This is a genomic window from Actinomadura rudentiformis (genome assembly GCF_008923185.1).
Taxonomy (GTDB): domain Bacteria; phylum Actinomycetota; class Actinomycetes; order Streptosporangiales; family Streptosporangiaceae; genus Spirillospora; species Spirillospora rudentiformis.
The window spans coordinates 146,249-167,984 of the sequence record NZ_WBMT01000021.1; the positions used below are offsets into that span (position 1 = coordinate 146,249).

General features: G+C 71.1%; 19 protein-coding genes. 2 read left to right on the plus strand and 17 right to left on the minus strand.

Annotated features, from left to right (window positions below):
• Positions 1 to 27 precede the first annotated feature (27 nt).
• Positions 28 to 768, plus strand: coding sequence for a helix-turn-helix domain-containing protein (locus F8566_RS37500; RefSeq protein ID WP_151566829.1), 741 nt, complete (start codon positions 28 to 30; stop codon positions 766 to 768).
• Positions 769 to 811: 43 nt separating this feature from the next.
• Here the strand turns inward: F8566_RS37500 and F8566_RS37505 are convergent, their stop codons facing one another.
• Together F8566_RS37505 and F8566_RS37510 are read right to left on the minus strand one after the other, a co-directional pair.
• Positions 812 to 1,216, minus strand: coding sequence for an MmcQ/YjbR family DNA-binding protein (locus F8566_RS37505; RefSeq protein ID WP_151566831.1), 405 nt, complete (start codon positions 1,214 to 1,216; stop codon positions 812 to 814).
• Positions 1,213 to 2,103, minus strand: coding sequence for a hypothetical protein (locus F8566_RS37510; protein WP_151566833.1), 891 nt, complete (start codon positions 2,101 to 2,103; stop codon positions 1,213 to 1,215). The genes F8566_RS37505 and F8566_RS37510 overlap by 4 nt, the downstream gene beginning before the upstream one ends.
• 418 nt (positions 2,104 to 2,521) lie before the next feature.
• Here F8566_RS37510 and F8566_RS37515 point away from each other — a divergent pair, with 418 nt between their 5' ends.
• Positions 2,522 to 3,943 carry a pyridoxal phosphate-dependent decarboxylase family protein gene (locus tag F8566_RS37515; protein ID WP_151566835.1) on the plus strand — a complete coding sequence of 474 codons (1,422 nt, stop codon included), beginning with the start codon at positions 2,522 to 2,524 and terminating at the stop codon, positions 3,941 to 3,943.
• A gap of 8 nt (positions 3,944 to 3,951) precedes the next feature.
• Here the strand turns inward: F8566_RS37515 and F8566_RS37520 are convergent, their stop codons facing one another.
• The 15 genes from F8566_RS37520 to trpC form a co-directional block, all read right to left on the minus strand.
• Positions 3,952 to 4,398: a VOC family protein gene (locus tag F8566_RS37520; protein ID WP_151566837.1), complete on the minus strand. Its 447-nt coding sequence runs from the start codon at positions 4,396 to 4,398 to the stop codon at positions 3,952 to 3,954.
• 43 nt (positions 4,399 to 4,441) lie between these two features.
• Positions 4,442 to 4,864 (minus strand): helix-turn-helix transcriptional regulator, encoded by a 423-nt coding sequence (locus F8566_RS37525; protein WP_151566839.1) that lies wholly within the window; start codon positions 4,862 to 4,864, stop codon positions 4,442 to 4,444.
• 15 nt (positions 4,865 to 4,879) lie between these two features.
• Positions 4,880 to 5,455 (minus strand): GNAT family N-acetyltransferase, encoded by a 576-nt coding sequence (locus F8566_RS37530; protein ID WP_151566841.1) that lies wholly within the window; start codon positions 5,453 to 5,455, stop codon positions 4,880 to 4,882.
• A gap of 76 nt (positions 5,456 to 5,531) precedes the next feature.
• Positions 5,532 to 6,995: a glutamate synthase subunit beta gene (locus F8566_RS37535; RefSeq protein ID WP_151566843.1), complete on the minus strand. Its 1,464-nt coding sequence runs from the start codon at positions 6,993 to 6,995 to the stop codon at positions 5,532 to 5,534.
• 15 nt (positions 6,996 to 7,010) lie between these two features.
• Entirely contained in the window at positions 7,011 to 11,567 is a 4,557-nt protein-coding gene (gene gltB, locus F8566_RS37540; protein ID WP_151566845.1) for a glutamate synthase large subunit, read from the minus strand.
• 345 nt (positions 11,568 to 11,912) lie between these two features.
• The gene (locus F8566_RS37545; protein ID WP_151566847.1) at positions 11,913 to 13,040 is read right to left on the minus strand and encodes a hypothetical protein; all 1,128 of its coding nucleotides are present in this window, start codon (positions 13,038 to 13,040) and stop codon (positions 11,913 to 11,915) included.
• A 52-nt stretch (positions 13,041 to 13,092) separates the two neighbouring features.
• On the minus strand, positions 13,093 to 13,908 hold the full coding sequence (locus F8566_RS50395; protein WP_192810061.1) for a hypothetical protein: 816 nt from the start codon (positions 13,906 to 13,908) through the stop codon (positions 13,093 to 13,095).
• 66 nt (positions 13,909 to 13,974) lie between these two features.
• Positions 13,975 to 14,673 carry a VIT1/CCC1 transporter family protein gene (locus F8566_RS37555; protein WP_225993861.1) on the minus strand — a complete coding sequence of 233 codons (699 nt, stop codon included), beginning with the start codon at positions 14,671 to 14,673 and terminating at the stop codon, positions 13,975 to 13,977.
• 17 nt (positions 14,674 to 14,690) lie between these two features.
• Positions 14,691 to 16,187, minus strand: coding sequence for a prolipoprotein diacylglyceryl transferase (gene lgt / locus F8566_RS37560; protein ID WP_151566849.1), 1,497 nt, complete (start codon positions 16,185 to 16,187; stop codon positions 14,691 to 14,693).
• 107 nt (positions 16,188 to 16,294) lie between these two features.
• A complete protein-coding gene (locus tag F8566_RS37565) occupies positions 16,295 to 17,050 on the minus strand; it encodes a DsbA family protein (RefSeq protein WP_151566851.1) in 756 nt (251 codons plus the stop codon).
• Positions 17,051 to 17,222: 172 nt separating this feature from the next.
• Positions 17,223 to 18,008, minus strand: a complete 786-nt coding sequence (locus F8566_RS37570; protein WP_151566853.1) for a DsbA family protein — start codon at positions 18,006 to 18,008, stop codon at positions 17,223 to 17,225.
• Positions 18,009 to 18,077: 69 nt separating this feature from the next.
• Entirely contained in the window at positions 18,078 to 18,569 is a 492-nt protein-coding gene (locus tag F8566_RS37575) for a vitamin K epoxide reductase family protein (protein WP_225993862.1), read from the minus strand.
• A gap of 170 nt (positions 18,570 to 18,739) precedes the next feature.
• A complete protein-coding gene (gene trpA, locus F8566_RS37580; RefSeq protein WP_151566855.1) occupies positions 18,740 to 19,552 on the minus strand; it encodes a tryptophan synthase subunit alpha in 813 nt (270 codons plus the stop codon).
• A complete protein-coding gene (gene trpB / locus F8566_RS37585) occupies positions 19,549 to 20,784 on the minus strand; it encodes a tryptophan synthase subunit beta (protein WP_151566857.1) in 1,236 nt (411 codons plus the stop codon). The genes trpA and trpB overlap by 4 nt, the downstream gene beginning before the upstream one ends.
• Before the next feature lie 118 nt (positions 20,785 to 20,902).
• Positions 20,903 to 21,709 carry an indole-3-glycerol phosphate synthase TrpC gene (trpC, locus tag F8566_RS37590; protein ID WP_151566859.1) on the minus strand — a complete coding sequence of 269 codons (807 nt, stop codon included), beginning with the start codon at positions 21,707 to 21,709 and terminating at the stop codon, positions 20,903 to 20,905.
• Between the last annotated feature and the right edge of the window lie 27 nt (positions 21,710 to 21,736).

The following is a 21,736-nucleotide window of genomic DNA, read 5'->3' on the forward strand; positions in this document are numbered from 1 at the left end:
CACCGGCGGGAGTGGTATGCAGGAAGGGTGAATGCCGGCCGCTATCTTGAACGTCCCCCACCCGCGGGAGCCGGGCTGGCCTGCGTATGGCGTCACGAGCTCCCGGACGGGGCGGACGGGCCGTTCGAGCAGCGCGTGGTCCCCGACGGGTGCGTGGACCTGATCTGGTGGAGCCGGGACGCCCGGATCCAGGTCGCGGGCCCCGACACCGGCCCCACCCTGGCCAGGCTGGAGCCCGGCGACCAGCTGATCGGCGTGCGCTTCAAACCCGGCATGGCCGCGCCCATCCTCGGCGTCCCGGCCGACGCCGTCCGGGACGGGCGGCTGCCGCTGCGGGATCTGTGGGGAGCCGGCGCCGACCGCCTGGGCGAGGCACTGGCCTCGGCCGCGGACCCGGCGGAGGCCATGGCCAGGGCCGTGATGCGGCGGAGCACCGAGTCCGAGCCCGCCGACCCGATCGTGGTGCCGCTCCTGCGCAACCTGGCCGACCACCCCGTACGGGACGCCGCCGACGCGCTCGGCCTGGGCGAACGGCAGTTGCGCCGGCGGGTCCAAGCAGCCTTCGGGTACGGGCCGAAGACGGTCCAGCGGGTGCTGCGCTTCCAGCGGGCGCTCAAACTGGCGTACAAGGGCAGCCCGCTCGCGGACATCGCGTACGCCACCGGGTATTCCGACCAGGCGCACCTGGCACACGAGGTGCGCGAGTTGGCGGGCGCCCCGTTGACCGCCCTGCTGGAAAGCCCCGCCTCAGGCCCGAGCACCCTCTGACCGACGCCATGCCCGGCCGCTGAACGATCAGGCCACCGGCCGGTCAGGCGTCGCCGTGCCTCCGCGCGGGGGCCTCTGGCACGGGCGGGATGAAGCCCGGGCGGAGACGGCGGGGCAGCGTCGCGACCACGACGTCGTACGCCTGGTCGATGAGCGCGCGCACCTCGTCGCCCTCCAGTTCCCCGTCCAGCACCACCGTCACCCAGTGCCGCTTGTTGAGGTGGTAGCCGGGCAGGACGGTGCCCGGGTACTGGGCCTGGAGGGCCTGGACCTCGTCCGGCGGCAGTTTGAGGCTCACCCTCGGCGGCTCGGCGTCCTCGCTGAGCAGGGCGAAAATCTTACCCGCGATCCGGTAGACGGCGGGCTGGGGACCGAAGGGGAAGTCCTCCTTCGCCTGCTCCAGCCCGAGGCAGTGCCGGGTGACGTCGTCGGGGGTGAGACGGCTCATGCGGACAGTCTCCCGTATGCCCGCAATGTCCGGAGCCGATCGACGGTGATGAAGCCGCGCCACTCCGGCTCAGTCTGGGGCGTCCAGAACGGGAAGCCGACCGTCCAGCCGCCGTCGTCCCGCTGCGCCTTCACCAGCGCGTCGAGATGAGCCTCGATGATCCCGTCGTCGAAGAGCCGCCGGCCGAAGCCGTCCGGGGCCGCCGCGTAGTCGAGCGGCAGGTGGACGTCACCCTCCGCCTCCGGGTCAAGGTCGATGTGGGCCAGCATCGGCGCGCGGAGCCGCTCGAACGCCGACTCCGCCCGTTCCCGGTCGGGCACATGGTCGAGGAACGCCAGGATCGCGTAGATCTCGTACGGCGGCACTTCGGTCGCCTCGTCCAGCCACGCCCAGCAGAAGTCGGTCGCGCGCCCGAGCCACGGATGGCTCGCGCCGATCCGGTACAGCTGCCCGGCCAGCGTGCCGGTGGGAACGATGTGGCCCGGCGGGTCGTCGGGCGCCTGCCACCAGGGCGCAGCGGGCGCGTCCCGCACGGTCGTCAGGACGAACGGCACACCCCCGTCCGGCCTGGCGATGGACGTCAGGTAGCCGCAGATCCTGCCCACCGCGGGATCGCCGTCGGCGCCCGCCTCGTGCAGGAATTCCAGGGCGTGCTGGGCGGGGACCGGCTGGCTGGCCTCGCCGCGCAGGTCGGGTTCCAGGCCATGGCCGTAACCGCCGTCGGGGTTCTCGTACGGCCGCAGCGCCGCCGTGATCGCGGTGGCCGGGCCTCCACGGAAATGGAACGCGAACCGGTGCCGGTCGATGAGCCGTGCGTTGCGGCGCATGAAGTCCTCGGCGCGGGCGAGCCGTTCAGGGTCGATCGTTTCAGGATCGATCGTGTTCATGCCCCCACGTTAGGAGCGCCGGCCCGTCCGGGTCTTGTAGGGAACGGACGTCGAGGGCTCGGACGTCAAAGATCGGATGTCCAGGGATGGACGTCGAGGGATCGGAGGCGCGGGCGGCCCGGTCATCCCAGCGGTGGATGACCGGGCCCCGAGTCCCGCACGCGGGGTGGCGGGAGTCCATGGCGCGGACGAGACGTCCCGCGACTGACGTGGCCAAAGGCATGCCAGCGCGAGAATTAAACCTACCCTGACCGCGGAGCACAACCGCCCCCGACCAGGGATGCGGGGTGTGGCCACGACCGGTCGCAGGCATGAACGGCGATCCGCCCGGTTTCGCAGCCCGTGGCCACCTCGTCCGCCTGATCGTCCAGGACGAATGATCATTTACGTGGCCGCGGCGTCCTGCTTCACTGACGTCATGAGTGACCCGATCCATGAACATGACACCGCGGCCGAGGGCCTGGCACTGGTCGCGAACGCGGCCGCCCCCTACCTCCAGAGCCTGGACACGCGGCTCGTCCACGACCAGGCCCGCGACGGCGTCCTCGCCGGCCTGGAGGGACCCCTGCCCGAACGGGGCGAGGGCGGGCCGGCGGCCGTGGGGGAGCTCCTGCGCATCGGAACCGAGGCCGCCACCCATGTCTCGGGTCCCCGCTTCTTCCACCTGGTGACCGGCGGGTCCACGCCCGCCGCGATGGCGGGGGACTGGATCACCTCGCTCCTCGACCAGGCCGCCGGTCTCTGGATCTCCTCCCCCTTCGCCGCCCGCGCCGAGACGGTCGTCCTCGGCTGGCTCAAGGAGCTCTTCGGCATCCCGGCCTCCTACGGCGGCGTGCTGACCCCGAGCGCCACCTTCGCGCACGTCACAGGGCTCTCCGCGGCCCGTTACTGGTGGGCCGAAAAGCACAACGTGGACGTGAGCTCCCAGGGCCTGGCCGGACTCCCCCAAATGCCCGTCTTCAGCAGCGGCCTGGTGCACGTCAGCACGCGCAAGGCCCTGCAGATCCTCGGATGCGGCCGCGACACCCTCCGCACGTTCGCCCGTGACGGCTCCGGCGCGATCGACCTCCCCGCCCTGGAGGAGGCCCTCGCCCAGAACGGCCCGGCCATCATCGTCGGCAACCTCGGCGAGGTGAACACCGGCGACTCCGACCCGCTCGACGATCTCGCCGACCTGGCCGAGCGCCATGGCGCCTGGCTGCACGTCGACGGCGCGTTCGGCATGTTCGCCGCGCTGTCGCCCCGTACGGCGCACCTGGCTCGCGGGGCCGCCCGCGCCGACTCCATCACCGCCGACGGCCACAAATGGCTGAACGTGCCGTACGAGAGCGGCTTCTCGTTCGTCCGCGACCCCGCCTACCTGTCCAAGGCCTTCGGCGCCTGGGGCGCCGCCTACCTGCCGGAGGCCGACGGGGAACGCGTCAACTACAACATGCTCGGCCCCGAATCCTCCCGGCGCGCCCGCGCGCTCCCCATCTGGGCCACGCTCCGCGCGTACGGCCGGGAGGGCTACCGCGCGATGGTCGAACGCCACCTGGACGCGGCGGCGCACCTCGCCAAGCTGGTCGAGGCCGCCCCCGATCTGGAACTCCTCGCCCCGGTCCAGATGTCCATCGTCTGCTTCCGCTACCGCCCGCCCGGTGTCCCGGAAGAGGAACTGGACGCCCTCAACGCCCGCCTGGGCGCCGCCCTCCTGGCCGACGGCCGCGTCTACGCCGGAACGAGCACCTACCGCGGCATGACCGTCTTCCGCCCCGCCATGGTCAACTGGCGCATCACCGCCGCCGAAGCAGAACAGCTGATCACAGTCCTCCACGAGCTCGCCCCCCGGCTCGGCTGAGACACGCTCTAGCTGTCGTTCCAGTCGGCGGTCTCGTCCAGCTTGTCGAAGGGCTGGGTGAGGCTGTACCAGCTGCCGGAGTCGTCGCGGAAGATGGCCTCGATGCCGTAGGGGCGCTTCTCGGGACGCTGGATGAAGGTGACCCCGGCGGCGGACAGGCGCTCGTACTCGGCCCGGCAGTCGTCGGTGGTGAACGCGCCGGCACCGAGGACGCCCTTGGCGATCAGGCCCTTCAGCTGGTCGGCGGACTCGGGGTCGAGGGAGGGCGGGCCGGGCAGCATGAGGGCGAGCTGGAGCTCGGGCTGGTCCTTGGCGCCGACGGTGACCCAGCGCATGCCGCCCTCCCCCATGGTCATGTCGGTGCGTTCCTCCAGGCCGAGCTTGGTGGTGAAGAACTCCTTGGCGGAGTCCTGGTCGAGTACCCAGATGGTGGCCAGGCCGAGTCCAGTGATCATGAGTTTCCCTTCGTGGTGTGGAGTCCACGGTAGGAGGGGAGCCTCACCTCGGGCTTCTTGAAAATTGCTGGTCCTTGCGGAAGCCGCCCGCCCAGTAGAGGACGAAGCAGCCGGGGATGGGGGGCGTTCCGGAGCGCCGGGCCGCGCGGCGGAACTCGGTCGGCGTGACGCCGACCTGTTTCTTGAACGTGGTGGAGAACGTGCCGAGGCTGGTGAAGCCGACGAGGAGGCAGATCTCGGTGACGGTGAGGTTCGCCGAGCGGAGGAGCTCCTGGGCGCGCTCGATGCGGCGGCGGCTCAGGTACTGGCCCGGCGTCTCTCCGTAGACCTCACGGAACAGCCGGACGAAGTGGTACTGGGAGTAGCCCGCCTCGGCCGCGACGGTGGGCAGGTCGAGGGGGCTCGCCCAGTCGCGGTCCATGGTGTCCTTGGCCAGCCGTACCCGTCTCAGCTGGTCGGTGTCCATGTCCTCAGTGTGCCCTCAGCGTGCGCCCGGCCAGGGGCCCGGTGGGGTGTGGTCTCGGATCTCGGTGGAGGAGCGGACGTCGAACACGCGGAACCCGCGGGCCTGGTAGTTGCGGAGGGCGTGGGGGCCGTCGTTGGAGCAGGTGTGCAACCAGACCCGTTCGGTGGGCTTGCGGTCGGCCCAGCGGGTGGCGAGGTCCCAGGCGCGGGCGGCGCCGACGGTGAGCAGGTGGCCGCCGAGGCCCTGGCCGGTGAACGCGCGGAGGAGGCCGAAGCTGGTGATCTCGACCTGGCCGTCGGGTTGCGGGTCCAGCTCGACATAGCCCGCGGGCGTGCCCTGGAGGTAGGCGACCCAGGTCTCCACGCCGGGGCGTTCCAGCCAGTTCTGCCACTGGTCGTACGACCACGGCAGGCGATCGGTCCAGTACCAGTCACCGCCGACGGCGGTGTAGAGGAAGCGGCTCAGCTCGGGGCTGGGTATCTCCGCGCGGACGATGTCCAGGCGTGTCTCGGGAACGCGCGCGGGGCGCAGTTCGCCGGGCGCGCTCTGCTCCAGGTACCACGTGGTCACGTCCATCTGGCGAGTCGGCATAGAGGTCCCCCCTGGACACGACTCCGCCGCGCCCCGTCGTCCGGTGGGACGCCGGGGCACGGCGGGATTTGCCGGATCAGGCTATCGGACGCGCGGTGGGCACGATCGGGTAGGGCAGGGACGTTTCGCCCATCAAGTGCTTGTCCACGCCGTGCGCGGCGGCACGGCCCTCGGCGATCGCCCACACGATCAGGGACTGCCCGCGGCCCATGTCGCCCGCGGCGAAGACGTTGTCGACCGTGGTCCTGTAGTCCTTGTCGCGGACCACGTTGCCACGCTGGTCCAGCTCGACGCCGAGCTGCTCCAGGAGCCCTTCCTTCTGCGGGCCGAGGAAGCCCATGGCGAGCGTGACCAGTTCGGCCGGGATCTCGCGCTCGGTGCCCGGGATCGGCTTGAAGCCGGTCTGGGGGCCCTCGACCTCGACCAGGCGCAGAGCCCGGACGTTGCCGTCCCCGTCGCCGACGAACTCGGTGGTGGAGACCGCGTACACCCGGTCGCCGCCCATGTCGTGGAGCTCCTCGTGGGCGCTCTCCATCTTGAAGAGCATGGGGTAGGTCGGCCACGGCTGGGTGTCGGGGCGGGCCGCGGGCGGCTGCGGCATGATCTCCAGCTGGGTGACCGAGGCGGCCCCCTGCCGGATCGCGGTGCCGATGCAGTCGGCGCCGGTGTCACCGCCGCCGATCACGACCACGTGCTTGCCCTCGGCGGAGATCGGGGACTCCTCGAAGTCGCCCTCCTGCACCCTGTTGGCGGGCGGCAGGTACTCCATGGCCTGGTAGACGCCCTTGAGCTCACGGCCGGGGACGGGCAGGTCGCGCCAGGCGGTGGCGCCGCCGGCGAGCACGACCGCGTCGTAGCGCGACCGGAGCTCGTCGGCGGTGACGTCCACGCCCACGTTCACCGAGGTCTTGAAGTCGGTGCCCTCCGCGCGCATCTGGGCGACGCGCCGGTCGACGTGCCGCTTCTCCATCTTGAACTCGGGGATGCCGTAGCGGAGCAGGCCGCCGACGCGGTCGGCCCGCTCGTAGACCCTGACGTCGTGTCCGGCGCGGGTGAGCTGCTGCGCGGCGGCGAGCCCGGCCGGGCCGGAACCGACGACCGCGACCTTCTTGCCGGTCTTGACAGCGGGCGGCTGCGGGCGCACCCAGCCCTCCGCCCAGGCCCGGTCGATGATCTCGGCCTCGACCCGCTTGATGGCCACCGGGTCCTGGTTGATGCCGAGGACGCACGCCGCCTCGCACGGGGCGGGGCAGAGCTTCCCGGTGAACTCCGGGAAGTTGTTGGTGGCGTGCAGCCGCTCGATCGCCTCGTGCCAGTCCTTGCGGTAGACGAGGTCGTTCCACTCGGGGATGAGGTTGCCGAGCGGGCACCCCTGGTGGCAGAACGGGATGCCGCAGTCCATGCAGCGGCTCGCCTGCTTCTCGAGCTTTTCGTTGCCGAAGCTCTCGTACACCTCGGACCAGCTCTTGATGCGCACGTCGACCGGGCGGCGCTTCGGGAGCTCCCGCGGTACGGTCAGGAAACCCTTCGGGTCAGCCATGTGGAAGCCCCCCTCTCACTTCTGCGCCGCGGCCATGACGGCCTCGTCGACGTCCCTGCCCTCGGCCTCGGCTTGCGCCATGGCGGCGAGCACCCGCTTGTAGTCGCGCGGCATGATCTTGGTGATGCGCGCGAGCGCGCCGTCCCAGTCGGCCAGCAGCCCCTCCGCGACCGTGGAGCCGGTCTCGGCGCGGTGCCGCTCGACGATGTCGCGCAGGAACGCGCGGTCCTCGCCGGTGAGCGCCTCCAGCTCCACCATCTCGGGGTTGACCCGTTCGGTGACCAGGTCCAGCACGTAGGCGATGCCGCCCGACATGCCCGCCGCCAGGTTGCGCCCGGTGCCGCCGAGGATCACGGCGCGGCCACCGGTCATGTACTCCAGCCCGTGGTCGCCGACGCCCTCGACGACGGCGGTCGCGCCGGAGTTGCGCACGCAGAACCGCTCGCCCACCACGCCCCGGGCGAACAGCTCGCCCGAGGTGGCGCCGTAGAGGATCACGTTGCCGCCGATGATCTGGGTCTCGGCCGCGAACGTCGCGTCCAGCGGGGGCCGCACGGTGAGGCGGCCGCCGGACAGGCCCTTGCCGACGTAGTCGTTGGCGTCGCCGATCAGCCGCAGCGTGATGCCGCGGGGCACGAACGCGCCGAACGAGTTGCCGGCCGACCCGGTGAACGTGACGTCGATGGTGTCGTCGGGCAGCCCCTCGCCTCCCCACTTCTTCGTCACCGCGTGGCCGAGCATGGTGCCGACCGTCCGGTTGACGTTGCGGATGGGCAGGTCGAGCTTCACCTTGTCGCCGAACGCGATGGCGCCCTCGGCGAGCTGGATCAGCGTGTTGTCCAGCGCCTTCTCCAGCCCGTGGTCCTGCCCGGTGACCTGGCGCATGGCGGCGCCGTCGGCCAGCTCCGGCTGGTGCAGGACCGGGGTCAGGTCGAGCCCGCCGGCCTTCCAGTGGTCGACGGCCTTGCGGGTGTCGAGCATCTCGACGTGCCCGATGGCCTCGTCCAGGGACCGGAAGCCGAGCGCGGCCAGGTACTCGCGTACCTCCTGCGCCACGAACTCGAAGAAGTTGACCACGAACTCGGGCTTGCCGTTGAAGCGCTCCCGCAGCACCGGGTTCTGCGTGGCGACGCCGACCGGGCAGGTGTCCAGGTGGCAGACCCGCATCATGATGCAGCCGGAGACGACCAGCGGGGCGGTGGCGAAGCCGTACTCCTCGGCGCCCAGCAGCGCCGCGATGATGACGTCGCGGCCGGTCTTCATCTGCCCGTCGGTCTGCACGACGATGCGGTCGCGCAGGCCGTTGAGCAGCAGCGTCTGCTGGGTCTCGGCCAGGCCGAGCTCCCAGGGCGCGCCGGCGTGCTTGAGCGAGGTCAGCGGCGAGGCGCCGGTGCCGCCGTCGTGCCCGGAGATGAGCACCACGTCGGCGTGCGCCTTGGACACGCCCGCCGCGACCGTGCCGACCCCGACCTCGGCGACGAGCTTGACGTGCACGCGCGCCGCGGGGTTGGCGTTCTTGAGGTCGTGGATGAGCTGCGCCAGGTCCTCGATCGAGTAGATGTCGTGGTGCGGCGGCGGCGAGATCAGGCCCACGCCCGGGGTGGAGTGCCGGGTCTTGGCGATCCACGGGTAGACCTTGTGGCCGGGCAGTTGCCCGCCCTCGCCGGGCTTGGCGCCCTGTGCCATCTTGATCTGGATGTCGTCGGCGTTGGTGAGGTACTCCGAGGTCACGCCGAACCGGCCGGAGGCCACCTGCTTGATGGCGCTGCGCCGCAGGTCGCCGTTGGCGTCCGGGACGAACCGCGCCGGGTCCTCGCCGCCCTCACCGGTGTTGGACTTGCCGCCGAGGCGGTTCATCGCGATGGCGAGGGTCTCGTGCGCCTCCGCCGAGATGGAGCCGTACGACATGGCGCCGGTGGAGAACCGCTTGACGATCGACTCGACCGGCTCGACCTCGTCGATCGGCACCGGCGGGCGCTCGCCCTCCTTGAGCTTGAACAGGCCGCGGAGGGTCATCAGCTCCTCGGACTGCGAGTCGACCTTGCCGGTGTACTCCTTGAAGATCTCGTACCGGCGGGTGCGGGTGGCGTGCTGCAGCTTGAACACCGTGTCCGGGTTGAACAGGTGCAGCTCGCCCTCGCGGCGCCACTGGTACTCGCCGCCGACGTCGAGGGTGCGGTGCGAGACCTCGTTGCCGCCGGGCGGGTAGGCCTTCTTGTGGCGCTGCGCGACCTCGGTGGCGATGACGTCGAAGCCGACGCCGCCGAGCCGGGAGGTGGTGCCGGTGAACGCGCGGTCGATGATCTCGCTGCCGAGACCGATGGCCTCGAAGATCTGGGCGCCGGTGTACGAGGCGACCGTCGACACGCCGATCTTCGACATGACCTTGAGGACGCCCTTACCGTACGCCTTGACAAGATTGCGCACGCCCTTCGCCGGGTCGATGCCGTCGATGACCCCGGTCTTGATGAGGTCCTCGACGGTCTCGATCGCCAGGTAGGGGTTGATCGCGGACGCGCCGTACCCGATGAGCAGCGCCATGTGGTGGCACTCGCGGGCCTCGGCGGTCTCGATGACCAGGCCCACCTGGGTGCGGGTCTTCTCCCGGATCAGGTGGTGGTGCACCGCGCCGGTCAGCAGCAGCGACGGGATCGCGGCCTTGGCCGAGTCCGAGCCCCGGTCGGACAGCACGATGATCCGCGCACCCGCGGCGATGGCCCGGGAGACCTCGGAGCAGATCTCCTCGAGCCGGTGCTCAAGGGCCTCCCCGCCGCCTTCCACGTCGTACAGGCCATGCACGACGTGTGCTTCCAGATGCGGCAGCGAGCCCTCGTCGTTGATATGGATGATCTTGGACAGCTCGTCGTTGTCCAGGATCGGGGTGGGCAGCACGAGGCGGCGGCAGGACTCCGGCCCGGGCTCCAGGAGGTTGCCCTCCGGGCCGAGGGTGGACTGCAGCGAGGTGATCATCTCCTCGCGGATGGCGTCCAGCGGCGGGTTGGTGACCTGGGCGAAGAGCTGCTTGAAGTAGTCGAACAGCAGCCGCGGCCGCTCCGACAGCACCGCGATGGGGGTGTCGGTGCCCATCGAGCCGATCGGCTCGGCGCCCGTCCTGACCATCGGAGTCAGGATGATGCGCTGCTCTTCGAGCGTGTAGCCGAACGTCTGCTGGCGCTTGACGAGCGTCTCGTGGGTCGGCACCTCGCGCTCGCGCTGCGGCAGCTCCTCGAACCGGACCAGGCCGTCGTGCAGCCACTGGCCGTACGGGTGCTGCGCCGCGAGCTCGGCCTTGACCTCGTCGTCCTCGACGATCCGGCCGGCCTCGGTGTCGACCACGAAGATCTTGCCGGGCTGCAGGCGGCCCTTGCGGACGACCTTGCCGGCCGGGATGTCCAGCACACCGGCCTCGGAGGCCAGCACGACGAAGCCCTCGTCGGTGACCCAGTAGCGGCCGGGGCGCAGGCCGTTGCGGTCCAGCACGGCACCGACGACCGTGCCGTCGGTGAACGTGACGGACGCGGGGCCGTCCCAGGCCTCCATCAGCGTGGAGTGGAACTCGTAGAAGGCCCGGCGGGCCGGGTCCATCTCGGTGTGGTTCTCCCACGCCTCGGGGATCATCATCAGCACCGCGTGCGGCAGCGACCGGCCGCCCAGGTGCAGCAACTCCAGGCACTCGTCGAACGAGGCGGTGTCGCTGGCCTCGATGTCGATCACCGGGTAGATGCGGGACAGGTCGCCGGGGATCAGGTCGGACTTGAGCAGCGCCTCGCGGGCGCGCATCCAGTTCCGGTTGCCCTTGACCGTGTTGATCTCGCCGTTGTGCGCGATGAACCGGTACGGGTGGGCCAGCTCCCAGGCGGGGAAGGTGTTGGTCGAGAACCGCGAGTGCACCAGCGCGATGGCGCTGCCGAAGCGGCGGTCCGACAGGTCGGGGAAGAACGGCTCCAGCTGCGGGGTCGTCAGCATGCCCTTGTAGACGATGGTCCGGCTGGACAGGCTCGGGAAGTAGACCCGTACGTCCTGCTCGGCGCGCTCGCGCATGCAGAACACGACACGGTCCAGCTCCAGGCCGGACTTGCCGGCGTGGGGGCCGTCGGCGGCGGCGGTCAGGAACAGCTGCGCGAAGTGCGGCATGGCCCGCCGGGCCGCCGGGCCGGCGAAGGTGGGGTCGTGCGGGAGCTCGCGCCAGCCGAGAACGGTGAGGCTCTCCTCGACGCAGAGGGTCTCGATGTGGGCGACCGCGGCGGCGCGCTCGTCGCCGTCGACCGGGAGGAAGGCGAGCCCGGCCGCGTAGGAACCGGCCTCGGGCAGCGCGAAGTCGCAGACCTCGCGGAAGAAGGAGTCGGGGATCTGGACCAGGATGCCGACGCCGTCGCCGTCGTCCGGCTCGGCGCCCACCGCACCGCGATGGTCGAGATTCTTCAGGACGGTCAGGGCGTTCTGAACGATGTCGTGGCTCTTGCGGCCGTGCAGGTCGGCGACCATGCCGACGCCGCAGGCGTCGTGCTCGTTGGCAGGGTCGTAAAGACCCTGGTTAGGAGGCAGGCCCGGAGTGAGGGCAGCAGCAGCCATCAACCCTCCCGTCGTCTTCGTCGTGTCACTGGCTTCGATGTCAGTGCAGTCCGGGACGACGTTGGCCCTGCTGCGGTGTGATGACATTACATCACTGCCGGGATCATGCCCGACTCGACCAGATCGCGAAACTCCTCCGCGCTGGTCTCCTGGAGGCCACTCATGAGTGGTTTAGACCAGGATACCGGGCAAATTTCCCACAAAAACGCCCTGACCTCGGTGATCATCATCACCGGCCGGAGATGTTTAGCGGGTTAAGGCGTATACCCGCAAGTAACGTCGGCTACACACGACGGGCCTGATGTGGCCTCGATGATCAAGGAATGGCGGCGGTGGGAAGGGCGGTCAGGAGGCCTTGGCGGCGCGGCCCAGCACGGCCGGCGCCTTGCCGCCCTCGATCAGCAGCGACAGCAGGTCCTCGTCCTGCTCGTCGCCCGAGCCGTCCAGGTGCTGCGCCCACGACACGACGACGTAGTGGCCCATGGCCAGCCCCCGCGCCATCCCGAAGCCCTGCCCGAACTTGTCCAGCGGGGCCGCGGCGTTCAGGGGGCGCACGAAGCCGCCGCCGCGCACGTTGCCGAGTTGCTCGACGATCCGGTCGGCGTGGTCCGCGCTCGCCAGGTTGAACACCGTGACGGCGAGGGCGTACCCCTTCTTGGTGTCGGCATGGAGGGTGCGCGCCGCCTGCGTGCACCCGCCCTCGCCGAGAGCGGCCGCGACGGACCGGCCCCAGATCGCGGCGGCGCAGTCGGTGTCGAGCCGCTTGCCCTTCAGCGTCAGCTTGGCCTTGGCGGAGGACAGGGTGATCGTGGACGCGGACGAGGGGAACAGCTCCGCCGCCGTGAGCGGTGCGGCGTCGGCCGACCGCTGGGCGATGCCGGAGTACGCGTCGGCGGACGGCGAGCTGGAGTAGGAGGCGGGCGCCGGCCCGCTCGCGGCCACCGGGCCCACCCGGGGAGCGACCGGGGACCGCGTGGGCGCGTCGTCCCGCCCGCCGATCACCACCATCGCCACGGCGGCCAGGACGACGACGAGCCCGAGTGCGCCCGCCGCGAAGAAGAACCATCGCGGATCGTGTCCCGGCCGGCCCCCCCGCCCCTGCCGCTTGGCGGCCTTGGGAGCCTTGGGGTTCTTGGGAGCCTTAGGGCTCTTGGGACCCTTGGCGGACTTGGGAGCGTGAGGACCTTTGGTGGCCTTGAGGGCTCGGGGCCGAGGGGGAACGGGCGGCTCGTTCGCCTGGACGTCGATCGGCTCGGCCGGCGCCGGTGGACGCTGCGCCTGCAGGGGTGGGCGCTGCGCCTGCCGGGGCGGGCGGGCGGCGCCGCGTCCGGAGGCCAGCTTGCGCGGCGCGCCCGCGCGGCGTGCGGATCCGCGGGGCGGCTGCTGCCGGGGACCGGGCCGCCCTCGCTGGTCTCCCGGCACGGGGCCGGGGCGGGGGCGGCCGGAACGCCGGCCGGGCTCGTCGTGGTCCACGAAGGCGCAGACTACTGCCCGGGACGCGGTGCCGTGACCATGCCCGCCCGGATCACTGTGTTCTCCGGGTGGGGACCAGCTCGAGCCGTCCCCACACGAAGTCGGCGGGCTTCTCGATGGCGAGGCTCGCGTCGATCATCTCGTTGAGCGAGGCGGGCTGGACCCCGCCGGCGCGCTGCACCCAGGTGATGATCACGTAGTGGCCGTAGACCTGGGAGTACGCGGCGCTGAAGCCCTTGCCGAAGGCCGGCTGTCCCGTGGCGTTCAGCGGCAGCACGAACCCGGCGTTGGTGGCGGGATCGAGGTCGCGGACGATCTGCTCGGCGCCGTTCTCGTCGACCATGTTGAGGACTGCGATCTGGCCGAGGTGCCGCTTGTCCTGGCTGACGTAGGAGCCGCGGGCGACCTGGGTGCACCCGTACTTGGCGAGATCGCCCCGCAGGCGCTGGCCCCACGTGACGCCCACGCAGTCGTCGGACACCTGCGAGGCGGCCAGCGAGAACGCGTACGTGCGGTACTTCACGGCCTTCGCGTCGGCCGGGAAGACCTCGTCCTGGGTGACCGGACGCGGATCGGCGGTCCGCTTGGCCAGCTTGACCATGGCCTTGTCGGCCATCTGCGGGGTGTAGGCGACCGGGAGCACACCCGGGCCGTTGGACGTCCCGGCGGCCTTCTCCCCGCCGTCATCACCGCCGGTCAGGACGACGGCGGCCACCACCGCGAGCACGACCGCGACCAGCGCGGCCACGACGCCGAACAGCAGCTTGGGCTTGGGACCGCGCGAGCCGGGCTTGTCGTCGGGCCAGAAGTCCCGGCCACTCGTCCCGCCCTTCGCGGCCTTCGCCTCGGTGTCACGAGCCTCGATCACAGTCCGGGACTCTATCGGTACCCGCGCCCGTCGCGTGCCCAAAAGGGTGTTTCCGGTGCTTTCCGATCAAAGCCCGTTCGCCCCGATGAGGGCGCCCAGGCCGTAGGTGAGCGCCGCGGCCGCGGCACCCAGCGTGAGCTGCCGCAGCCCGCTGAACCACCAGGTGCGGTTGGTCACGCGGGACACCAGCGCCCCGGCGGCGAACAACCCCAGCGCCGCGATCACCGCGGCGGGCCAGAGGCTGGAGGCACCGAGCAGGTACGGGAGCACCGGCAGCGACGCCCCCACCGCGAACGACAGGAACGACGAGCCCGCGGCCAGGTACGGGGAGGGCAGCTCGCCAGGGGCCACGCCCAGTTCCTCGCGGGCGTGCACCTCCAGGGCCTCCTCGGGGTCGCGCGACAGTTGCCGCGCCACCTCGGCGGCCACGTCGGGATCGACGCCGCGCGCCTCGAAGACCCCGGCCAGCTCGCGCATCTCGGCGTTCGGGTGGCGCCTCAGCTCCAGCCGTTCGACCTCGATCTCCGCCTCGGCCAGCTCGGACTGCGAGGCCACCGAGATGTACTCTCCTGCCGCCATGGAGAACGCGCCCGCCGCCAGGCCCGCGAGACCGGCGAGCAGGACGACGTGCCGGCTCGCCTGGCCGCCCGCGACACCGGCGATCAGGGCGAAGTTGGAGACCAGCCCGTCCATCGCCCCGAACACCGCGGGACGCAGCCAGCCTCCGGTGACGTCGCGGTGCCTGTGGTGGATCTCCGCGGTCACCCCGGTCCTTCGGTCGCCTACGTGGCGTCCTTCACAGGCGCGCCCTTACCGTCCTCATTGTCCTCCGCCTCCGCAGCGGGCTCCTCATCGGGGGCGGCACCGCCCTTGGCGGATTTGTCTTCCGCAGCCTCGGTCTCGGGTACAACTGCGGGCTCAGCCTCAGCCTCGGGTTCAGCCTCGGGCTCGGCTTCGTCCACCGGCTCCGCCTCTGCCGCCGGCGCGGGCTCAGGCTCGTCCTCCGCCACAGGCTCGTCCTCGTCCTCAGCCGCGGGCGCGGGCTCGGCCTCCGGCTCGGGCTCAGCTTCAGGCGTCGGCTCGGTCTCCGGTGCGGGCTCGGCTTCGGCTGCCGGCTCGGTCTCCGGTGCGGGCTCGGGCGCAGCCTCGGCCCCTGGCTCCGGCTCAGCCGCAGGGGCAGGCTCGGCGTCCGCCTCGGACTCCGCCACCGCCTCGACCTCCGACTCCGGCTCCGGCTCCGGCTCCGGCTCGGGCTCGTCCTCCGCCACAGGCTCGGGCTCAGCAACCGGTTCCGCATCGGCCTCAGGCGTGGCCTCGGGCTCGGTCTCCGCGACCGGCTCGGGCTGCTGCTCGGCGGGCTCCTCCGAGGCGGTTTCCCCGGCTGCCGGTTCAGCCTGCGCCTTGGCGACCGGCTCTTCCTCGGCCGCCGGGTCCGGTGCGGCGCCGACGTTCTCGGGACCGGTCTTGCCACGAGCCCAGTAGAGGTAGCCCACGGCGCCCAGGAAGACGATCAGCGACGTCCAGTCGTTCAGGCGCAGGCCCAGAATCTCGTGGGCGTCGTCGATGCGCAGCCACTCGATCCAGAACCGGCCCACGGTGTAGCCGGCGACGTAGAGGGCGAACGACCGGCCGTGAGTGAGGTCGAAGCGGCGGCCGGCCCAGATGACGAGGATCGCGACGCCGACGCACCACAGCGACTCGTACAGGAACGTGGGGTGGTACGTGCCGATGTCAGCGTACTTGGGGTCCACGCTGCCGTCCGGCAGCTTGGGCCGGTTGCCGTAGTCGATCTTGAGCGCCCACCAGGTGTCCAGCGGCCGCCCGTACAGCTCCTGGTTCCACCAGTTGCCCCACCGGCCGATCGCCTGTCCCAGCGCGACACCGGGCGCGATCGCGTCGCCCAGGGCCAGCACCGAGACGCCGTGGCGGCGGCAGCCGATGAGCGCGCCGACCGCGCCCAGCACGACGGCGCCCCAGATGCCGAGCCCGCCCTCCCAGATCTTCAGCGCGTCGACCGGGTTCCGGCCGTCGCCGAAGTACCGCTGGTAATCGGTGATGACGTGGTAGAGGCGGCCGCCGACGAGGCCGAACGGCACCGCCCAGACCGCGACGTCGATGATGACGCCGGGGGCGCCCCCCTTGGCGGCCCAGCGGCGCTCACCCAGCCATACCGCGACGACGATGCCGATAATGATCATCAACGCGTACGCGCGGATCGGGATGGGCCCGAGGTGCCAGACACCTTCGGAGGGGCTCGGAATGTAGGCGACCGACTGCATGAGCATGGACGTTACCGCCTCCGGGCCCTTCCGTGCCCCAAGATCGGCATCGTCTGCGGCAACGGCGGCCCGATCAGGCCGCGGGTGCTCGGAGCGTGGTCCGGATGCTACGTTCCGGCGGCCTCGATCGCCTTCGTCAACCCGTCGGGCGTGAGGGCGCCGCCGGCGACCTGCTTCCCGTCGAGCATGAGCGTCGGAGTCGCCGACACCCCCGCCTTCGCCGCGTGCGCGGTGGCCTGGTCGACCATGGCGTTCTTCTCGCCGCCGTCAACGCACTTGGCGAACGCGTCGCCGGTGATCCCGGCCTCGCGGCCCCACTCGACCAGGTCGGCGTTCTCGAAGCCGGCCTCACCCTCATCGGGCTGCTCGGCGAACAACCGGTCGTGGAACCGGATCCACGAGCCGGCGGGCGCGCACGCCGCCGCGTTGGCGGCGCGCTGGGAGTTGGACTTCAGCGGCTCCTGCCGGAAGAGCCGGAACGGGCGGTAGACGACCTTGACCTTGCCCGCGGCGGCCTGCTCCTTGATCGTCGCGCCCAGCCTGTCCTCCAGGTTCTTGCAGGCCGGGCACTGGAAGTCCTCGTACAGCTCCAGCATCGGCTTGGCGACGCCCGCCTTGGCCATCGCGACCGAGCCGTCCGGCTGCCGGGTGGCCGGTGCGAGCTCGCCCTTGTAGTCCGAGCCCGGCTCGGAGCCGCCCCCGGCGTTGCGCACCAGCACGACCGCCACCACGATGATCGCCGCGGCGGCCACGGCGCCCAGCACGATGACGAGCAACCGCTGCTGTCTCTCCCGAGCCGCCTGCCTGGCGCGTTCCTCGGCCAGCCGCTGCCGCGCCGAACGCCCCCTGTCCGCCTTGCTCATCAATCCCCCGATCAGCGCGTCGACCTGCGTTTTCGCGGCTCGACACTAGCCCCGGGCAGCACGTGGGCCACGGTGGCCGAGCCGGAAGGAGGGAGAGAAAACACCGAGCCGTGGCCCTCTCGGGGGCCACGGCTCGGATGGGAGCGACCAGCGCGGGTGCTTGTCGGCCCTGTTACTGGTTGGTCTTGGTCTTGGCGGCGTCGCTGACGGCCTTCTCCAGGCCGTCGGGGCTGCCGAGCTCGTTGTCCTCCAGCTTGCGGCCGTTGAGGAAGACGGTCGGGGTGCCGGTGACCTTGCGGGTCTGGAGCGCGTACGTGGTCATCGTGTCGACCTGCGACTTCTTCTGCTGGTCGGTGACGCACTTCTCGAAGCCCGCGTCGGCCACGCCGACGTCCTTGCCCCAGTTGACCAGTTCCTTGGTGGCGAAGCCCTCGTCGCCCTCCTCGGGCTGGAACTTGAAGAGCGCGTCATGGTAGGAGAGCCACTTGTCGGCCGGGACGCACAGGGCCGCCGCGGCGGAGCGGAGCGAGTTCTCCTTGATGGGGTTCTGCGACTGGCCGAACAGGTGGAACGGCCGGTAGACGACCTTGACCTTGCCGGCCGCGGCCAGCTCCTTGACCTTCTTGCCGGTGCTCTCCTCGAACGACTTGCAGGCCGGGCACTGGAAGTCCTCGAAGATCTCGATCGTGGGAGCGGTGACGCCGGCCTTGGCCATCACGATCGAGCCGTCCGCGTCGCGGGTGAGCGGGGCCTGTGGTCCGGTGTAGGCGGTCGCCTTCTGATCGCTCTTGCCACGCTGGTCGAGAACGATCACGGTGACCACCACGACCGCCGCGACGGCGACCACCGCGCCGAGGACGATCGCGAGCAGCTTGCGCTGCTTGTCACGGGCCTCCTGACGCTTGCGCTCGGCGGCCAGCCGCTCCCGGGCGGACCGCTCGCGTGCGGCCTTGCTCATTGTGGATCTCCTCATCGGGGACCGCGCGGCGGACGGCCGCGCGGGCTCGGCGGGGGGCCGGGTCGGGTCCTAGTCGACCTGGCCGATCCGCCGGAACTCGTCGGACAGGACAAGGACGAACAGCAGGACGGTGACGGCGTGGACGCCGGTGCACCACAGGCAGATCTTCTGCAGCAGCGCCAGCTCCACGGTCACCAGGTAGATCACGAAGACCATCCCGACGCCGGTGGCGGCCAGCCGGCCCCAGCGGAACAGCGGGTTCTGCGAACGCAGCGCGAACGGCGTGATCAGCACCACGAACGAGACGAAGAATCCCAGCCCGAGCAGGGGCAGCGGGATGCCCGCCAGCTCGGAGTACTTGCTGGTGGTGACCGCGTGGCAGTCCACCGTGCCGCTCGCCGAGCAGACCAGCGCCTTCTCGTCGTAGTGGCTGATCGTCAGGTAGATCGAGATGCCGAGCCCGGCGAGCGTGAGCACCCACGCCGAGAGCATGAACCACAACGGGCGGGCGGGCGCCTTGGCCGCGCTCGTGTCCCGCCCCTCGACCTGCTGAGCCATCATGATCATTCTCCAAGTCGGCACCCGCGGGCACCAGCCGAACAGCCCTTGGCCCGGGCGCGGCGTTACGCCGCCACTCCCGGGCTCGGAAACACCTTAGGGGACGCCACATAAACTCGCCGTACGAAAGTCGCGCCCGGCCGCCCCTTGGGCGTGTCCCAAAGCCAGATGCCCTACTTGGCCTTGCGCACACCCTCGGCGAGCTCGGCGGTCAGCGCGCGTACACCGGCAAGGCCCGCGGCGGCGTCCGGGGCGTCCAGGATGCGCCGGATGAACGCCGAGCCGACGATCACGCCGTCGGCGAAGCCCGCCACCTCCGCGGCCTGGGCGCCGTTGCCGACGCCGAGCCCCAGCCCGATCGGCAGGTCCAGGCCCTGCCGGACGATGCTCTCGCGGGTCCGCTCCACCAGCCGTGGCGCGCCGGTGTCGAGGGCGCTGCGGGCGCCGGTGACCCCCATCAGCGAGGCGGCGTAGACGAACCCGCGGCAGGCCTGGGTGATCTTCTCGATGCGCTCGTCGGTGGAGCTGAGCGCGACGAGGAACACCTTGTCGAGGTCGTGCGCGTCGGCCGCCTCCAGCCAGGGACCGGCCTCCTCGGGCGTGAGGTCAGGCGTGATGAGCCCGGTGCCGCCGGCCGACCTGAGGTCGCGCGCGAACGCCTCCACGCCGTAGTGGTCGACCGGGTTCCAGTAGGTCATCACCAGGGTCGGCACACCGGTCGCCGCCACGGCCTCGACGGTGCGGAAGACGTCGGCGACCCGGACACCGCCGACCAGGGCCTGGTGCACGGCGTCCTGGATGGTCGGGCCGTCCATCATCGGATCGCTGTAGGGCAGGCCGATCTCGATGACGTCGCAGCCCGCCTCCACCATGGTGCGCGCGGCCTCGATGGCGCCCTCGTACGAGGGGAACCCGGCGGGCAGGTAGCCGACGAGCGCGGCGCGCCCTTCGGCCTTGGCCTTGTCGTAGGCGGCCTGAACGCTCATCGTGCCTCTCCTTCCGGCATGAGGCCGAAGAAGTTGGCCGCCGTGTGCATGTCCTTGTCGCCGCGGCCGGAGAGGCACACGACGATCGTGGCATCGGGTCCCAGCTCCTTGCCGACCTTGAGCGCGCCCGCGAGGGCGTGTGCCGACTCGATGGCCGGGATGATGCCCTCCGTGCGGCAGAGCAGCGCGAACGCCTCCATCGCCTCGGCGTCGGTGATCTCGCGGTATTCGGCCCGGCCGATGTCGTGCAGCCAGGAGTGCTCGGGCCCGACTCCTGGATAGTCCAGCCCGGCGGAGATCGAGTGCGTCTCCATCGTCTGGCCGTCCTCGTCCTGCAGCAGGTAGGTCCGCATGCCGTGGATGACGCCGAGCGAACCGCCGACCAGGGTGGCGGCGTGCTTGCCGGTCTTGACGCCGTCGCCGCCGGCCTCGAACCCGTACAGCTTCACACCCTCGTCGGGGATGAACGCGTGGAAGGTGCCGATGGCGTTGGAGCCGCCGCCGACGCACGCGATCACGGCGTCCGGCAGCCTGCCGGTGAGCTCCAGGACCTGCGCGCGGGCCTCCACGCCGATCACGCGCTGGAGGTCGCGGACCATCATCGGGAACGGGTGCGGCCCCATGACCGACCCGATGCAGTAGTGGGTGGTGTCGACGGAGGCGACCCAGTCGCGGAACGCCTCGTTGCAGGCGTCCTTGAGCGTGCGGCTGCCGGTCATGACCGGGATCACCTCGGCGCCCAGCATCCGCATGCGGGCGACGTTGAGGGCCTGGCGCTCGGTGTCGACCTCGCCCATGTAGACGGTGCAGTCGAGGCCGAGCAGGGCGGCGGCGGTCGCGGTGGCCACGCCGTGCTGGCCGGCGCCGGTCTCGGCGATGATCCGCTTCTTGCCCATCCGCCGGGTGAGCAGTGCCTGCCCCAGCACGTTGTTGATCTTGTGTGAGCCGGTGTGGTTGAGGTCCTCGCGCTTGAGGAGGATCCGGGCGCCGCCCGCCTCCACCCCGAAGCGCTTGGCCTCGGTGAGCAGGCTGGGACGCCCTGCGTAGTTGGTGAGGAGGTCGTCGAGCTCGGCGACGAACCCGGGGTCCTTCTTGGCGGCCTCGAACTCGCGGTCGAGCTCGTCCAGGGCGGCCATGAGCGCCTCAGGGGCGAACCGCCCGCCGAACGCACCGAAGTGGCCGTTGGCATCGGGCACGGACGGAACAGTGCCGCGCGCGGCGTCGATGGTCATCTGAAGTCTTGTCCTGTCGTACGAGAGAAAGGCTTACCCGATCAGTTAGATGTCAGGTGAGCGCGCCATCGTTCGCGCAGCGGTTCCATCAGCATGACCGTAAACCTACCCCGTTCCCTCAGCCGCCCTGGCGGAGGGCGGGGTGCGCGCCGGCCGCGACCAGGTCGGCGACCGCCGAACGCGGGTCCTTGCCGGTCACCAGGCTCTCGCCCACCAGCACGGCGTCGGCGCCCGCCGAGGCGTACGCCAGCAGGTCGTGCGGCCCCCGCACCCCGGACTCGGCGATCTTGACGACGTCCTTGGGGATCAGCGGCGCCAGCCGGGCGAACACGTCGCGGTCCACCTTGAGGGTCTTGAGGTCACGGGCGTTGACCCCGATGACCTTGGCCCCCGCGTCGAGCGCGCGGGTGACCTCCTCCTCGGTGTGCACCTCGACCAGCGGGAGCAGCCCGATCGACTCGGCCCGCTCGACCAGCGACACCAGGGCGTCCTGCTCCAGCCCGGCGACGATCAGCAGGGCGACGTCCGCGCCGTACGCGCGCGCCTCCCAGAGCTGGTACGAGGTGACGATGAAGTCCTTGCGCAGGACGGCGATGTCGACGTTGGCGCGGACGGCGGCCAGGTCCTCCAGGCTGCCGCCGAACCGGCGCCGCTCGGTCAGGACGCTGATCACCTTGGCGCCGCCGGCCTCGTAGTCGCCGGCCAGCGCCGCCGGGTCGGCGATCGCGGCCAGCGCCCCCTTGGACGGGCTGCTGCGCTTGACCTCGGCGATCACTCCGACGCCGGGGCCGCGGAGCGCGGCCAGCGCGTCCTTCGGGGCCGGTGCCCGCTCGGCCTTCGCCTTGAGATCGTCGAGCGAGACGTCTCGCTGCCTTTCGGCGAGATCGGCCCGGACGCCGTCGATGATCTCGTCGAGAACACTCACGCGCTGGGCCCCCTATTTTCCGGTCGA